14 protein-coding genes are annotated in these 15009 nt (G+C 72.0%); 9 read left to right on the top strand and 5 right to left on the bottom strand.

What is annotated here, in order from left to right; all coding sequences use genetic code 11:
* Positions 1 to 146: 146 nt before the first annotated feature.
* The 4 genes from hpf to secA all read left to right on the top strand — a co-directional run bounded on the left by hpf (position 147) and on the right by secA (position 5943).
* Positions 147 to 800: a ribosome hibernation-promoting factor, HPF/YfiA family gene (gene hpf, locus U5C87_RS20220; protein WP_330474233.1), complete on the top strand. Its 654-nt coding sequence runs from the start codon at positions 147 to 149 to the stop codon at positions 798 to 800.
* A 182-nt stretch (positions 801 to 982) separates the two neighbouring features.
* Positions 983 to 1672 (top strand): response regulator transcription factor, encoded by a 690-nt coding sequence (locus tag U5C87_RS20215; RefSeq protein ID WP_330474232.1) that lies wholly within the window; start codon positions 983 to 985, stop codon positions 1670 to 1672.
* Entirely contained in the window at positions 1669 to 2910 is a 1242-nt protein-coding gene (locus U5C87_RS20210) for a winged helix-turn-helix domain-containing protein (protein WP_330474231.1), read from the top strand. The genes U5C87_RS20215 and U5C87_RS20210 overlap by 4 nt, the downstream gene beginning before the upstream one ends.
* Before the next feature lie 201 nt (positions 2911 to 3111).
* On the top strand, positions 3112 to 5943 hold the full coding sequence (gene secA / locus U5C87_RS20205) for a preprotein translocase subunit SecA (RefSeq protein ID WP_330474230.1): 2832 nt from the start codon (positions 3112 to 3114) through the stop codon (positions 5941 to 5943).
* Between the two features lie 166 nt (positions 5944 to 6109).
* Here secA and U5C87_RS20200 read toward each other — a convergent pair whose 3' ends face one another.
* Both U5C87_RS20200 and U5C87_RS20195 read right to left on the bottom strand, forming a co-directional pair.
* The gene (locus U5C87_RS20200; RefSeq protein ID WP_330474229.1) at positions 6110 to 6691 is read right to left on the bottom strand and encodes an Rv3235 family protein; all 582 of its coding nucleotides are present in this window, start codon (positions 6689 to 6691) and stop codon (positions 6110 to 6112) included.
* Positions 6691 to 7638: a LysM peptidoglycan-binding domain-containing protein gene (locus U5C87_RS20195; RefSeq protein WP_330474228.1), complete on the bottom strand. Its 948-nt coding sequence runs from the start codon at positions 7636 to 7638 to the stop codon at positions 6691 to 6693. Before U5C87_RS20195 ends, U5C87_RS20200 begins: the two co-directional genes overlap by 1 nt.
* Before the next feature lie 283 nt (positions 7639 to 7921).
* On the opposite strand from U5C87_RS20195, the gene U5C87_RS20190 reads away from it, so the two are divergent.
* Positions 7922 to 8473, top strand: a complete 552-nt coding sequence (locus U5C87_RS20190) for a hypothetical protein (RefSeq protein WP_330474227.1) — start codon at positions 7922 to 7924, stop codon at positions 8471 to 8473.
* Positions 8474 to 8587: 114 nt separating this feature from the next.
* Here U5C87_RS20190 and U5C87_RS20185 read toward each other — a convergent pair whose 3' ends face one another.
* Positions 8588 to 8815: a helix-turn-helix domain-containing protein gene (locus U5C87_RS20185; RefSeq protein ID WP_330474226.1), complete on the bottom strand. Its 228-nt coding sequence runs from the start codon at positions 8813 to 8815 to the stop codon at positions 8588 to 8590.
* Positions 8816 to 9100: 285 nt separating this feature from the next.
* Here U5C87_RS20185 and U5C87_RS20180 point away from each other — a divergent pair, with 285 nt between their 5' ends.
* Together U5C87_RS20180 and U5C87_RS20175 are read left to right on the top strand one after the other, a co-directional pair.
* Positions 9101 to 9763 carry a hypothetical protein gene (locus U5C87_RS20180; protein ID WP_330474225.1) on the top strand — a complete coding sequence of 221 codons (663 nt, stop codon included), beginning with the start codon at positions 9101 to 9103 and terminating at the stop codon, positions 9761 to 9763.
* Positions 9760 to 11280, top strand: a complete 1521-nt coding sequence (locus tag U5C87_RS20175) for an AAA family ATPase (RefSeq protein WP_330474224.1) — start codon at positions 9760 to 9762, stop codon at positions 11278 to 11280. Before U5C87_RS20180 ends, U5C87_RS20175 begins: the two co-directional genes overlap by 4 nt.
* Positions 11281 to 11352: 72 nt before the next feature.
* On the opposite strand, the gene U5C87_RS20170 is transcribed toward U5C87_RS20175, so the two are convergent.
* Both U5C87_RS20170 and U5C87_RS20165 read right to left on the bottom strand, forming a co-directional pair.
* Entirely contained in the window at positions 11353 to 12690 is a 1338-nt protein-coding gene (locus U5C87_RS20170) for a hypothetical protein (protein WP_330474223.1), read from the bottom strand.
* A gap of 23 nt (positions 12691 to 12713) precedes the next feature.
* Positions 12714 to 13100 (bottom strand): hypothetical protein, encoded by a 387-nt coding sequence (locus U5C87_RS20165; RefSeq protein WP_330474222.1) that lies wholly within the window; start codon positions 13098 to 13100, stop codon positions 12714 to 12716.
* A gap of 40 nt (positions 13101 to 13140) precedes the next feature.
* On the opposite strand from U5C87_RS20165, the gene U5C87_RS20160 reads away from it, so the two are divergent.
* On the top strand, positions 13141 to 14562 hold the full coding sequence (locus U5C87_RS20160) for a WS/DGAT/MGAT family O-acyltransferase (protein WP_330474221.1): 1422 nt from the start codon (positions 13141 to 13143) through the stop codon (positions 14560 to 14562).
* Positions 14562 to 15005 (top strand): DUF6912 family protein, encoded by a 444-nt coding sequence (locus tag U5C87_RS20155; protein WP_330474220.1) that lies wholly within the window; start codon positions 14562 to 14564, stop codon positions 15003 to 15005. The genes U5C87_RS20160 and U5C87_RS20155 overlap by 1 nt, the downstream gene beginning before the upstream one ends.
* The last annotated feature ends 4 nt before the right edge of the window (positions 15006 to 15009 follow it).

Raw genomic sequence — 15009 nt, 5'->3', positions numbered from 1 at the left:
AGACGGCCCCTCGGTCGCGCCCCGGGACGTGATCGACAGGAAGGGGTGGTGCCCCGTTGACCGGCGGGCCAGTCCAAGGTGACCAGAGGCCCGGAACCACTCTCACTGCACCGCACGAAGAAGACGTGCGTGATCAAGGAGGAACCGTGGAGATCGTCGTCACTGGACGCCACGTCCAGATCCCCGACCGATTCCGTGAGCAGCTCGACGAGCGACTGGCCAAGGTGTCAGCACTCGCGCCCAAGGTGCATCGCATCGACGTCGTCGTCACCCACGAGCGGGTTGCCCGCGGGTCCGAGAAGGTCGAGATCACCTGCCACGCCAAGGGCCCCGTGATCCGGGCGGAGGCGTGTCTCGACGACAAGTACGCCGCCCTCGACGCGGCCGTGGACAAGCTCATGGAGCGCCTGAGGCGCGTGCACGACAAGCGCCGGGTCAGTCGCGGACGACGGATCCCCGAGTCGGTCGCGCAGGCGACGGCTCGCATCGACTCCTCGCCCAACGGGTCGATCCCGCCCGGCGCCGAGCCCACCGAGTCCGGTGACGGCCGGGTCGACGACCTCGAGCGCTTCGGTGCGCTCGGCAACTCGCCCATCGAGGTCCGCGAGAAGGTCCACACGGCAGCGCCCATGTCCCTCGAGGACGCCGTCAACGAGATGGAGCTCGTCGGACACGACTTCTTCCTCTTCCACGACGCTGACACCGACCGCCCGAGCGTGGTCTACCGGCGTCGCGGCTGGAGCTACGGGGTGCTGCACCTCGAGACCGACGCGGACGCCGACGTCGCCGCCACGGGTTGACCCCTGCTACCCGACCGGTGACGTCGTCGGGGCGCTCCCTCTACGAGGGGGCGCCCCGACGGGCGTCGGCGCCCGGCTCCCGCAGGCGTCCGCGGCCTGGCTCGACCGCGCCGTCGCGGGTGCGCCGCGCGGCCGGAGCGCCCTTGGGCTGCGGTTTCCGGGGTGTGCGCCAAGATGGGGGCGTGAACCCGCCGTCCCCGGATGTCATCCGCGTCCTCATCGTCGACGACCACGCGCTCTACCGTCGGGGCCTGCAGATGGTCCTCGCCGTCGAGGACGGCATCGAGATCGTCGGCGAGGCCGCCGACGGGGTCGAGGCGGTCGACCAGGCGGAGGAGATCCTCCCCGACGTCATCGTCATGGACGTCGGCATGCCTAAGCGTGGCGGCATCGACGCCTGCCGCGTCATCAAGCAGCGGGTGCCGTCGGCCCGCATCATCATGCTGACGAGCTCCGACGAGGAGGCCAACCTCTTCGAGGCGGTCCGCGCTGGCGCCAACGGCTACCTGCTGAAGGACGTGCCGCCCGAGGAGGTCGCGGCAGGCATCCGTGCCGTGTTCCACGGGCAGTCGCTGCTCTCGCCGCTCATGGCGTCCAAGCTGCTCGAGGAGTTCAAGCAGATCAGCCAGCGCGAGCCGGTGCCCGCACCGATCTCGGGGCTCGAGCTGCCGCGCCTGACCGAGCGTGAGCTCGAGATCCTCAGGCTCGTCGCCCGGGGCCGCCTCAACCGCGAGATCGCGCTCGAGCTGTTCATCTCCGAGAACACCGTGCGCAACCACATCCGCAACATCCTCGACAAGCTCCAGATGCACTCGCGCATGGAGGCGGCGATGTACGCCGTGCGACAGCGCCTCATCGACCCCGGCGAATGAGCGCGGCCACCCGCACCCTGACGCGCAGCCAGGCGCGCCGGGTCGCCATCGCTGCGCAGGGTTTCCTCGACCCCCGACCGGAGCCCTTCGCCGCGACGATGCGCCACATCCAGCGCGTCGTCGACCGGGTCGGCGTCGTGCAGATCGACAGCGTCAACGTGCTCGCCCGCAGCCAGTACCTCCCCTTCTTCTCCCGCCTCGGGCCCTACGACACCGCGTTGCTCGACCGTGCCCGCGACCGTGCCCCGCGCCGGCTCGTCGAGTACTGGGCGCACGAGGCGAGCCTCGTGCCGCCGTCGACGTGGCCCCTGCTCGACTTCCGCATGCGCGCGGCGGCCGAGAAGGCGTGGGGCGGCATGCGGCGGATCCTCGAGGAGCGCCCCGACTACGTCGACCTTGTGCGGGCCGAGGTCGAGGCCAGGGGGCCGATGACGGCGCGCGAGGCCGAGGTCGCGCTCGCCCACGACCAGCCACGCCGCACCGACCACTGGGGCTGGAACTGGTCCGAGGTCAAGCAGGCCCTCGAGTACCTCTTCTGGGCCGGGCAGATCAGCTCCGTCGGGCGCACCTCGCAGTTCGAGCGCCGGTATGCCGCCCTCGCCGCCACCGCGCCCCCGCCTCTTCGCGCCGCCTGGACCGACCGGCCCGGACCCGAGGCCGACCCGGAGCGCTACGTCGAGCTCGTGCGCATCGCGGCGCGCGCACACGGCGTGGGCACCGAGCTGTGCCTGGCCGACTACTTCCGGATCCGGCGCGAGGACGCTCGGCCCGCCATCGCCCGGCTCGTCGCCGACGGTGAGCTCGTCCCGGTCACGGTGCCGGGCTGGAAGCCGGCCTGGCTGCACGCCGAGGCCCGGCTGCCGCGGCGGGTCCACGCCGAGGCCCTCCTCAGCCCCTTCGACTCCCTCGTCTGGCAGCGCGAGCGCATCCACGCCCTCTGGGACTTCCACTACCGCATCGAGATCTACACCCCCGCCGAGAAGCGCGTCCACGGCTACTACGTGCTGCCGTTCCTCCACGGCGACGCCCTCGTGGCGCGCTGCGACCTCAAGGCCGACCGCACGGCAGGGGTGCTCCGCTGCTACCGGATCACCTGGGAGCCGGGCGCTCCGCCCGAGGCACGAGCGGCGCTCGTGGCCAACCTCGAGTCGATGGCGGGCTGGCTCGGCCTCGGCCGCGTCGACCTCCCCGTCGGCGACGCCGCTGGTGTCCCCGGCGAGGCGGCAGCGAGCGGCTGAGCGCCGCCCGAGCACACGGCATACGCCCTCGGTCCCGGCCGGTACCCGCGCCGCAACCGGATTGGAACCGGGCCGCGCGCCGGTGCGTTGGTCGTTGTGTCCGGAAGGCGGCTAGCCTAGGCGGGTCCCGTGACCCATCACGGGCGATGGAGCCCGCCCACCGGGCGCGTCCACACGTTCAGTCGGGAGTGAGATCACCAGATGGCCGTCATCGAGAAGCTGCTTCGCGCCGGCGAAGGCCGGACCCTGAAGAAGCTCCAGGGCATCGCCAAGCAGGTCAACGCCCTCGAGGCCGACTTCGAGAAGCTCACCGACGAGGAGCTGCGCGACGAGACGAAGGGCTTCCGCGAGCGCCTCGACAACGGCGAGACGCTCGACATGCTGCTGCCCGAGGCCTTCGCCGCCGTCCGCGAGGCGAGCAAGCGCACCCTCGGCAAACGGCACTTCGACGTGCAGATCATGGGCGGCGCCGCGCTGCACATGGGCAACGTCGCCGAGATGAAGACCGGTGAGGGCAAGACCCTCGTCGCGACCCTCCCGAGCTACCTCAACGCGCTGTCCGGCAAGGGCGTGCACGTCATCACGGTCAACGACTTCCTCGCCGAGTACCAGTCCGAGCTGATGGGCCGCGTGCACCGCGCGCTCGGCATGGAGACCGGCTGCATCCTCAGCGCCATGACGCCCGAGCAGCGTCGCGCCGAGTACGCCAAGGACATCACCTACGGCACGAACAACGAGTTCGGCTTCGACTACCTCCGCGACAACATGGCGTGGGACCCGTCCGAGCTCGTCCAGCGCGGCCACAACTTCTGCATCGTCGACGAGGTCGACTCCATCCTCATCGACGAGGCCCGCACGCCGCTCATCATCTCCGGTCCGGCCGACCTCGCGACCAAGTGGTACGTCGAGTTCGCCCGCATCGCAGCACGCCTCAACCGCGGCGAGGACGGCCGCGGCGACTACGAGGTCGACGAGAAGAAGCGCACCGTCGGCGTGCTCGAGTCGGGCATCGCGCGCGTCGAGGACCTGCTCGGCATCGACAACCTCTACGACACGGTCAACACGCCGCTCATCGGCTACCTCAACAACTCCATCAAGGCCAAGGAGCTGTTCAAGAAGGACAAGGACTACGTCGTCATGAACGGCGAGATCCTCATCGTCGACGAGCACACGGGCCGCATGCTGCCGGGCCGCCGCTACAACGAGGGCATGCACCAGGCCATCGAGGCGAAGGAGGGCGTCGAGATCAAGAACGAGAACCAGACGCTCGCCACGATCACCCTGCAGAACTACTTCCGAATGTACGACAAGCTCTCGGGCATGACGGGCACGGCCCAGACCGAGGCGGCCGAGCTGAACTCGATCTACAAGCTCGGCGTCATCCCGATCCCGACGAACCGCCCGATGATCCGCAAGGACCAGGCCGACCTCGTCTACCGCACCGAGGTCGCCAAGTACGACGCCGTCGTCGACGACATCGCCGAGAAGCACGCCGTCGGCCAGCCCGTCCTCGTCGGCACGGTCTCCGTCGAGAAGAGCGAGTACCTCTCCCAGCAGCTGAAGAAGCGCGGCATCCGGCACGAGGTCCTCAACGCCAAGCAGCACGAGCGCGAGGCCGCCATCGTCGCCGACGCCGGTCGCAAGGGCGCCGTCACCGTCGCGACCAACATGGCCGGGCGAGGCACCGACATCATGCTCGGCGGCAACTCCGAGTTCCGGGCCGTCGCGGAGCTGAAGCGCCGTGGGCTCGACCCGCACGAGACGCCGGAGGAGTACGAAGCCGCCTGGGACGAGGCGCTTGCCAAGGCCGAGCGCGACGTGGCGGCCGAGCACGAGGAGGTCACCGAGCTCGGCGGCCTCTACGTCCTCGGCACCGAGCGGCACGAGTCGCGCCGCATCGACAACCAGCTGCGAGGCCGCTCCGGCCGCCAGGGTGACCCGGGGGAGTCGCGCTTCTACCTCTCGCTCAACGACGACCTCATGCGCCTGTTCAACGCCGGTCTCGTCGACCGCTTCATGCAGACCGCCGGCATGGAGGACAACGTGCCGATCGAGTCCAAGATGGTCACGAACTCGATCCAGAAGGCGCAGGGCTCGGTCGAGGCCCAGAACTACGAGATCCGCAAGAACGTCCTCAAGTACGACGACGTCATGAACCGTCAGCGCCAGGTCATCTACGACGAGCGCCGCGCCGTGCTCATGGGCGAGGACCTCCACGAGCAGCTGCGCCTCTTCGTCAACGACGTCGTGAACTCCTACGTCGACGCGGCGACGTCCGAGGGCTTCGCCGCCGACTGGGACCTCGAGAAGCTCTGGGACGCGATGCGCCAGGTCTTCCCCGTCTCGCTCACCATCGAGGAGCTCGAGGACATGGCCGGCGGCCGTCAGGCCATCACCTCCGAGCTCCTGCGCGAGCAGCTGATGTCCGACGCGCACCACGCGTACGACCAGCGCGAGGAGACCCTCGGCTCGGACACGATGCGCGAGGTCGAGCGTCGGGTCGTCCTGTCGGTCCTCGACCGCAAGTGGCGCGAGCACCTCTACGAGATGGACTACCTCCAGGAGGGCATCGGCCTGCGGGCCATGGCCCAGCGCGACCCGCTCATCGAGTACCAGCGCGAGGGCTTCCAGCTGTTCGAGGCGATGATGGAGGCGATCAAGGAGGAGTCGGTCAGCCACCTCTTCTCCGTCGAGGTGCAGGTGCCGGAGCCCGCTGCGGCTCCCGTCGGCGCCGCCCCCATGTCGGTCGGTGACCTCGTGGGCGGCCTCGCCGACCACACCCACGTCGCCGACGACGCGACGGGCGCCGCGGCAGGCAACGAGGAGGACGAGGCCGTCTCGGCCGGGCGTCGACCGTTCGGGTCGGGCGTCCGCGTGTCCGGCGTGGACCTCGAGACCGACGGCCAGCGCTCCGGCGGGCTGCGCTACACCGCACCCGGCGAGGACGGTCGCGCGGTCGAGACCAGTGGCCAGCAGACGGTCGAGCGCAAGGCCGACCGCCGTGGCAAGAAGGTCAAGCGCAAGCGCCGCTGACCCGGCGCAGCACGCGTGACGGCCCGGACACCCTGTGGTGTCCGGGCCGTTCGCGTGCCCTCGGGATGTCGTATGCCGGGTGGCCGCCGACGTCGAGGGCGTCCTGTCCGCGTCCTGTCTGCGTCGTGTCGCCAGTGGTCGCGAGGTGGTCGTGGTCCGGGTCGGGTCAGCCGATCGTCAGGGCCGTGACGAGCCAGCGACCGTCGAGTCCCTCGAGCCTGAGAGCGAGCGCCCGGACCCTGCCGTGCGACACGACGACCGCACACGCCTCGATGATCCCGTCGGCGGGCTCGCACACCCGCACGCGGCGCACGATCGCCGGCCGTCGTGGCCCTGGCTCGCGGCGGCGACCCGCCACCATGGCCTGACGGGCGATGACGGAGTAGATGGTCGGTGCGGTGTGCCGGATGAGCTGCGGGGCCGGGCGCTGGCCGGAGACGACCTCCATGATCGCCTGGGCGAGCTGGCCCACGAGCGGTGCAGGGTCGGGGAGCTGGCTCGTGCGGGTGGGCTGGCGGCCGAACTCCTCGTCGTCGCGGGCCCCGAAGAAGTCGAGGGCGAGCGCGTCCTGGGCGTAGGGCTGCTCGCCGTGCCAGGCCTCGTCGGCGCTGATGATCCGGGGAGCGGTCTGCGGGATGCGGCGCACGGTGAAGCCGTCGCGTGCGGCGGACGCCGCGGGGGAGGCCGCGGGTGAGGCTGTGGGGGAGGTGGACGAGGTGGACGAGGTGTTCGTCGGCGTTCGCGTCATCACTGGACTCCTTGCGGTGCAGGGGCGCTCGTGGCGCCGGCCTCGGGGGCGGAGGGGTGAAGGGTCGAACGGTGGGAGGTGGGAGCTGACGTGGAGGGCGGCGGTCGGAGCAGCTGCCCGGGAACGAGCAGGTCCGGGTCGTCACCCACGACGGCGCGGTTGGCGGCGTACCACCGGGGCCACTCCCACGCGATCTCGGCGTCGCTGGTGCCCGGTCCCAGGTGCCGAGCCGCGATGGACCAGAGCGAGTCGCCGCGGCGGACGGTGACGAGGTCGTGGGCCGCGGTCGTGCGGCGCGGGGTCGGTGCCAGCAGCCGCGGGCGCTCGGCGTCATGGACCGGCGGTGGCATCGTCGGGACGTAGCCGGGACCGGGGGTGGTTCTGGCCGGGGCGCCGGTGCTGCCGGCGCGAGAGCCACGGGAGGAGCCGGCCTCGGCCGAGTCGGGGTACGTGTCCGTCGGGGCGTAGCCAGGCCCGGCCGGAGCGCCAGGGACCGCCGCGGGTCGCGACGCGGAGGACGCGGAGGCACCGCCGGCGCGCGCATCGTCCGAGGTCGGGATGAAGCCGGGGGTCGCCTCGGTCGGGGTGAAGCCGGGAGCCAGCCGGTTCGACGCGGCCGCGTCGATGCGTGGGGCAGAGCCGTCGGTGGTGCGCGTGACTGGACCTGAGCCGGCGACGGAGACGAGGGTCGGGGGGAGGGCCAGCGAGCCGACGGAGGCTCCGAGTGCGAGGGCCAGCACCTTGCGCACCGCCACGGGGGTGACGCGCTCCGCGACGGCCGCCGCCGTCCTCCCGGCCGCGCCGGGCAACAGGGCCGCCACGGCGAGGAGGGATCCGAGTGCGAGCCAGCCCGCCAGCAGCAGACCCACCCAGCCGAGGAGGGCGAGCAGGATGTCGTCGGGCCGGCTCGCCCCGGACAGTGCGGGTGCCTGGCGGACGACGGTCACGAAGAGGGCGAGGGCGGCGGTGGCGACGCCGAGACCGACGAGCGCGACCCCGACCTCGCGAACCGGTCGACTGGACCTCGGAATGCGTCCGCTGCTTCCGGCTTCGCTGCCTCGCCGAGGTCGAGACCGTGCTGGCCGGGACGGTTCGTCGCGCCTGTGCTGTAGCTGTGATCCCCTGTGCATGACCTCATTTAATGCAGTTTGCATTTGTTTGGTCAAGTATGGTTTTGGTCAAGACGGGTTCCGGGTGGCCGTCGTCGTCCACCCGAGGAAGGCTGGGCACATGAGGTGGGACCGACTCTTCGACGATCTCGAGGCGCAGCTCGTCCTGGACGAGGTGCGCGAGCTCGAGTCCGAGGTGGCCGACCGCACGCGCCGCGAGCGAGCGCTTCTCGATGTGCACACCCGGTTGCTCGCCAACGTGGACTCCTCGCAGGTGGCGCTGCGTCTGCCGGGACGGGTCGTCTCGGGCCGGCTCGTGGACGTGGGCCCGGACTGGGCGCTCGTCGAGCCCGCGCCGGAGCGACCCGTGCTCGTGGCGCTTCCCGCGGTCCGGTCCGTCTCCGGGCTCGGGCCCGGTGCGCGCACGCCGTCCGTCGTCGCCAAACGGTTCGGGCTGGGTGCGGCCCTGCGTGCGGTCAGCCGCGACAGGGCGGTGGTCGAGCTCGTCGACGTCGACGGCCACGCGGCCACCGGGACGATCGACCTCGTGGGCGCCGACCACCTGGAGCTCGCCGAGCACGCCTCCGACGAGAGCCGGCGCACGGCCAACGTCACGGGCCGGCTGCTCGTGCCGTTCTGGTCCCTCGGTTCGGTCCGCCGTCTCCAGGGGTGAACCCCTGGGTCATCGGGTCATCGGGTCATCGGGTCATCGGGTCATCGCGGTCATCACCGTGACCCGACCGTGAGCCGGATCGCGGACCTGTCCCGACCCGTCAGGCGCTGCGGGTCACTCGTCGCCGGCCCCGCCGAAGGGATGGGCCTGCACGAACGACTTCGTCTCGGCATACATCCGCTGGATGTAGCTCTCGAGCTCGGTGGCCTCGACCCGCCACTGGCCCCGACCGCCGATCTTGATGGCGGGCAGCTCGCCCGACCGCACGAGGGCGTAGGCCTGCGCCGAGGAGATGTTGAGGATCTCCGACACCTCGGCGAGCTGCAGGAACCGCTGGGCCACGTTGAACTCCTCCTCTGGCACCGCCGGTCGACGGTCTTGATCTCACCCGTACCCCCGCGCGGGAGGTACGGGCACCTGCTCCCGGAAGACGTGTCGCCGTGCGCTCAGGGGGACAGTCCGGGGGACGACCTCATCCTAGAGATTCCCGGAGGCGTCCTCGTCCGTCGTCCCCACCTGTGCGCCTCGAGGGGCGCTCCGTCCCCGGGTGATGCAAGATGATGCCGCGCCTGCCGGTGACCGAACCGGTGTCGCCCGGACATCCATCGACGGACCACAGGGGGTCCCATGACCGAGCTGGCCTCTCCCAGCGCCAAACGCCTGCAGCGCCCGTCGTGGCGTGACAGCCGCCTCGTCGTGGGCGTGCTCCTCGTCGTCGTCGCCGCGACGCTCGGGGCCAAGGCGGTCGCCAGCGCCGACGACAGGGTGCCGGTCTGGGTGGCCGCGAGCAACCTCGTGGCCGGTGACGAGGTCGAGGAGACCTCCTTCGTGCGTGCCGACGTGCGCCTCGCGGACGGGATGACCGGCTACCTCCCGGCGGATGCGCCGGCGCCGACCGGGGCGTTCATGCTGCGCGACGTGCGCGCAGGGGAGCTGGTGCCCGTCTCTGCCGTCGGCGCCGCCGACGCCATCGACGTCCAGCGGGTGACGGTGCGCGCGGACGCCATGTCGACCACGGGCCTGACCCGGGGCAGCCGCGTCGACGTCTTCGTGACGCCGAAGGCCTCGAGCACGAGCGACGCCGCCACGACCCCGACGAAGAAGGTCCTCGAGTCCGCTGCCGTGGCAGCCGTCCTGACGAACAGTGGCAGCTTCGGCTCCGGCTCGATGACGTCGGTGCAGATCTACGTGCCCTCCGACAAGGTGCAGCCGCTCGTCGAGGCGGTGGACGGCGAGGCGAAGCTGACCCTGGTGCCGTCCGTCGGTGCCGCGACCGGCAGCGGAGCATGACCGAGGTCCTGACCGCCCTGAGCCACCAGTGGGAGGCGGCGGTCGCCACGACGCTCGAGGGTGTGCGCGGCGTGACCGTGAGCCGTCGCTGCGCCGATGTCCCCGAGCTGCTCTCGGTCGCCGAGGCGGGCCTCGGCGACACGGCCGTCATCTCCTCCGACCTGCGGGGGCTCGACCTCGAAGTCGTGAACCGCCTGCGTGCCAACCGGATCCGCGTCGTCGGGGTCCACCCCGCGGACGACGAGGCCGGCGAGCGCCGACTCCGGCAGCTCACCGTGTCGGTCACGCTCCCTGTCGACGCGGACGCCGAACGCTGGACCACCTCCCTCGAGACAGGTCCCAGTGGGGTCGACGAGCTCGAGGCCTCGCTGCGTGCGTCCGGGCCATCCGGGCCATCCGGATCAGCCGGCTCCGCCGCACCGTCAGGGCAGGGCGAGCCGTTCGACCCGTCCGGTGCCCTGCCGGCGACCGGAGCCGGCGACACCCGCGATCCCGCCGGTGTTGCCGCCGGTGGAGATCCCGGTGATGTGGACCCGGGGTGGCGGCCGGCCGGCGCCGAGGACCACACGGATCAGGCTGCGCACGGGCCCGACGGCGACGAGCTCCCCACCACCGCTCGGCGTGGCCCGGACCGTGCCCCGGTCGTGGCGGTCTGGGGGCCCACCGGCGCGCCCGGGCGCACGACGATCGCGACCACGCTGGCTGCCGAGATCGCCGGCCGCGGCGTCGAGGTGCTCCTCGTCGACGCCGACACCTACGGCGGGTGCGTGGCGCAGACCCTCGGCCTGCTCGACGAGGCTCCGGGGATCGCGGCGGCCTGTCGCGCGGCCGACCAGGGGCTGCTCGACCTGCCCGCCCTCGCGCGCATCGCGCCCACAGTGGTGCCGGGCCTGCGTGTGCTGACCGGCCTGCCCAAGGCGGAGCGCTGGCCGGAGGTGCGGGCAGCCGCCCTCGAGCGGGTGCTCGAGCTGAGCCGGACCCTCGTGCAGGTGGTCGTCGTCGACTGCGGCTTCTGCCTCGAGGACGACGAGGAGCTGAGCTACGACACCGTCGCGCCACGCCGCAACGAGGCGACGCTGACCTCTCTCGCGGCCTCCGACGTCGTCGTGGCCGTCGGTGGCGCCGACCCCGTGGCGCTGCAACGCTTCGTCCGCGGCCTCCAGGAGCTCGGCACCGTCCCCTCCGGTGAGCCGGTCCCGGTGGTCAACCGCGTCCGGAGCGGCGCCGTGGGCTCGCGCCCGGAGTCGCGCATCGCCGACTCGCTCCTGCGTTTCGCCGGGCTGACGTCGGTGCGCTTCGTCCCCGACGACCCCGGTGCGCTGGACGGGGCGTTGCTCGCCGGGCGCTCGCTCGTCGAGCACGCACCCGACTCGCCGGCGCGCACCGCCGTGGCCGACCTCGCCACCGCAGTGCTCCCGTGGACCTCGCCGGCCGAGGCGCGCCCTGACCGCCGTGACCGCCGTGACCGGCGGCGTGGGAGCGCACGCCGCGGGGCGTCGGCAGCCGTCGGAGCCTGACGGTCCTCCCACGCCCTCACGGGGACCGTCAGGCTCCAGGTCCGGCCGAGGCCCGGTGGACGAGGTCCGGGGTCAGGGAGCGAAGAGGATGGTCAGGCCGCCCAGGGTGTAGAAGATCATGACGACCATGAGCGGCACCTGGCCGACCACGGCCGAGCGGCGGTCGAGCACCGTGATGGCGCGCTCGTGGGCGGCCAGGACGCCAAGCAGGTGCCCGACGACGATGCTCACGGCCTGGATCGTCGCGACGAGCGTCGGCTGGATGAGCAGGTCGTTCGGGGTCAGGTCGGCGGTGCCGAGCAGGTCGGCTCCGGTCCCGAGCGGGTCGGTGAGCAGGCGCCAGGCGTACTGCCCCTGGTAGACCCAGAGCGACCAGTAGTGCGCGATGACGTAGCCGCCGGCGATCGGGATGAGGGACGGCGCGATGTCGCTGACGAACGAGAACGAGTGCGTGAACGGCTCGCCGGCGAGGCGCACCGACACCACCGACGCCAGCCAGATCGTCACGGCCACGAGACCGAAGAACGCCAGCAGCGTCGCCGTCCGCAGCAGCGAGGACGGGACCGGCGAGGTCTGCACGAAGGTCGCCCACGACAGGTTCGCCGAGAAGCCGTCGTAGGCCGTGCCGCCGAGCATGACGGCGACCGTGGGCACGAGTCCCCGCTGGCCTCGCAGGCCGTTGACCCCGTGCAGGGGAGTGCGCAGCACCCAGCGTCCGTCAGGGTGCCGGCCGAGCGGGGAGAGCAGGCCGAGCAGCCGGGACCACGCCTCGAAGGGATCCGCGTGGTCGAACCACGTGCGGCCGAAGACGGCGGCGCCGAGCAACGACACGGAGATGAAGCCGGCAACGAGCAGCCGCAGGAAGCCGAGCGAGGTGTTGTCCTCGGCGACGAGCTCGACCCACGTGAACGTGCCGAGGCCGATGGCCGCCGGCCAGAGGCCCCACCGGTACGGCAGGGCGGCGAGGTCCGGCGACACCCGCGCGAGACGGAGCAGCCCCGCGTGCAGCCACCGGAGCGGGTTGATGACCCGCCACACCGGCCCGAGGAGCATGGAGGCGAAGGCGAGGCCGACCCACAGCCAGACGTAGACGACGTGTGGCACGGGGTTGCGCGCCGAGTCGGGGCCGAGGACGAGGGCGGTCAGGGTCCACAGCGACAGGAGCGCCGCGAGGACCCGGGCGACGACGCGCAGCCACCTGGAGTCGAGCAGCGCGGCGAGCGGACCCGGCAGGAGCATGCCGTCGGTGTCGCGCAGGCAGGGCTCGCGCCACAGGGTGCCGATGGCGACGAACGAGATGACGAGCGCGGCGACGGCCGCGGTGACGAGCGCCGTGAACGGCAGCGGCAGGTCGCCGCGGCTGCCGACCCCGTGGGCCGGAGCGAGCGCAGGAGCCAGCGCAGGGACCACCAGGGGAGCGAGGAGCGCCACGGTCAGCGGACGGCGACGGTGAGCAGCGTCAGGGCAGGGTCGTGCGTCTCGACCTCGTAGGCGCCGGACTCGGTGGCGGTGAGCCGCAGCGTCGTCGGCGTGCCCGCCTTGAGCTTGGCCTCGACGTCGAAGCCGTGGGCGTGCAGCTCGTCGTCGTGGTCGCTCGTCACGACGAGCTCGAGGGTCGAGCCGATCGGCAGGTCGACCTGCGCCGGCGCCGGCGTCACGGTGGTCCCGCTGATCGTCACCGCGAGGCGCTTGACGCTGCCGGTCGACACGACGCCGGTGACCCCGCCTGCCCCGGGCTCGGGGCTGGCGGAGGAGCAGGCGCCTGCGCCGGCGAGGACGAGGACGCACACGGCATACGGAAGGGCTCGAAACGCTCGCATGGCCACGATCCTAGGCAGGGCGGTCTGGCAGAGTGTGACCATGTCTGACCGCCTGACCTCGCTCGACGCGTCGTTCCTCTACCTCGAGGAGTCCACCACGTCGATGCACGTCGGGTCGGTCATGGTCTTCCAGCCCCCGCGCCAGGGCTTCGACTACGACCAGCTCGTGCGGATCATCGAGAGCCGCATCGGCGCGATCCCGCGCTTCCGCCAGAAGGTCCTCGACGTCCCGGGACGCATCGCCAACCCGGTGTGGGTCGACGACGAGGCGTTCGACATGGGCTACCACGTGCGCCGCGCGGGCCTGCCGCGGCCGGGCAGCGACCGCCAGCTGCAGGACTTTGTCGCCCGCGTCCAGCCGCGCAAGCTCGACCGCACCCGCCCCCTGTGGGAGGTCTACCTCGTCGAGGGGCTGCACGACGGCCGGTTCGCCATCGTCACCAAGACCCACCACGCCCTCATCGACGGCGTCAACGCGCTCGACATCGCCCACGTCATCGTCGACTCCGTCAAGGGCGAGGACGAGGACGAGCTCGTCGTGCCGTGGGAGCCGAGCCGACCTCCCTCGTCGGTCGAGCTCGTGACCGGAGCGGTCATCGACGCGGTGCGCCGACCGACCCAGGTCGTCGACCTCGTCCGCGGCGGCCTCAACGACGCCCTCAACGTCGGGATGCGTGCCGTCGAGTCCGCGGGGCAGGTGCTCTCGACCGTCGCGCGCACGGCGGCGCGTCCGGCCCCCGACTCACCGCTCAACGCCGAGATCGGCTCGGCCCGCCGGTGGGTTATGATCGCCACCGACCTCGAGGACTACCGCCTCGTGCGCAAGCGGCTCGCGCGCGGTGCCTACGCCGAGGACGTGACGATCAACGACGTCGTGCTCGCCACGATCGCGGGCGGCTTCCGCGCCTGGCTGCTCGGCCGGGGCGAGGCTGTCAGCCCCCACACGTCGGTGCGCGCCATGGTGCCGGTCAGCATCTACGGCGACGACCCCGCCGGGATGTACGCCAACCAGGTGATGGCGTGCGTCGTCAACCTTCCGGTGGGGGAGCCCGGCGCCTCGATGCGGCTGCACCAGATCGCGTTCGCGATGCGCCAGCAGATGGAGGGCGGCCAGGCCGTCGGGGCCACCTCGCTCGCCAACCTCGCCGGCTTCGCGCCGCCCACGCTGCACGCGCTCGGTGCGCGCCTCGGCTCGGCGATGTCGCGCCGGCTCTACAACGTCATGATCACCAACGTGCCGGGCCCGCAGAGCCCGCTCTACGCCGGCGACGCCGAGATGCTCTCGACCTACCCGGTCACGCCGCTTGCCAAGGGCCAGGCACTGTCCATCGGCGTCACGTCCTACAACGGCGGCGTCTACTTCGGCCTCAACGCCGACCGCGACGCCATGCCCGACGTCGACGTGCTCGGCCAGTCCATCGTCGAGTCGCTCGCCGAGCTGACGAGCGGGAGGGAGTCCTGATGCCCGTCGTGCGCATCTACGTGCCGCTGGGTCGCGCGGGTCTCGAGGAGCTCGCGTCGACGGGCGCGCTCGCGGCCGGGCCGGGCACCCCGCGGACGGCGTATGCCGTGACCTCGGGTCTCGAGGCGGCCGCGCCGGGTCTCGACGTGGAGGACCTCGAGTACGCCGCCTTCAGCGACGCCGTCGAGGCCGCGGCCGGACTGCGGTCCTCGCGCGCGGAGCGCAGGGTCGTGGCGGCCGCCGACGCCGACCCGGCCTGGGTGTCACCGCGTGACGGTGCGCCCGTGTCGAAGGTCGTGATCACGGCGCCCGTCCCGTTGTCGCGGGTCGCGTCCTTCCACGTCGACGACGAGGTCACGGTCGGCGTCGACGAGGAGGCCGACGAGCTGCTCTGGTACGACGTCACCGAGCTCGACGACGTGCGCTCGTTCTTTCCCGGCTGAGAGC

The organism is Terrabacter sp. C0L_2, assembly GCF_036352015.1.
In the GTDB taxonomy this organism is placed as follows: Bacteria; Actinomycetota; Actinomycetes; order Actinomycetales; family Dermatophilaceae; genus Terrabacter; species Terrabacter tumescens.
This window is presented reverse-complemented; position numbering and strand designations above follow the sequence as displayed.

Coding starts and splice junctions, on each gene's coding strand:
- U5C87_RS20165 (WP_330474222.1), bottom strand. CDS start 13,100: ATGCGAGCGTTTCGAGCCCTTCCGTATGCCGTGTGCGTCCTCGTCCTC.
- U5C87_RS20180 (WP_330474225.1), top strand. CDS start 9,101: ATGACCGAGCTGGCCTCTCCCAGCGCCAAACGCCTGCAGCGCCCGTCG.
- secA (WP_330474230.1), top strand. CDS start 3,112: ATGGCCGTCATCGAGAAGCTGCTTCGCGCCGGCGAAGGCCGGACCCTG.
- U5C87_RS20190 (WP_330474227.1), top strand. CDS start 7,922: ATGAGGTGGGACCGACTCTTCGACGATCTCGAGGCGCAGCTCGTCCTG.
- U5C87_RS20200 (WP_330474229.1), bottom strand. CDS start 6,691: ATGACGCGAACGCCGACGAACACCTCGTCCACCTCGTCCACCTCCCCC.
- U5C87_RS20210 (WP_330474231.1), top strand. CDS start 1,669: ATGAGCGCGGCCACCCGCACCCTGACGCGCAGCCAGGCGCGCCGGGTC.
- U5C87_RS20175 (WP_330474224.1), top strand. CDS start 9,760: ATGACCGAGGTCCTGACCGCCCTGAGCCACCAGTGGGAGGCGGCGGTC.
- U5C87_RS20155 (WP_330474220.1), top strand. CDS start 14,562: ATGCCCGTCGTGCGCATCTACGTGCCGCTGGGTCGCGCGGGTCTCGAG.
- U5C87_RS20160 (WP_330474221.1), top strand. CDS start 13,141: ATGTCTGACCGCCTGACCTCGCTCGACGCGTCGTTCCTCTACCTCGAG.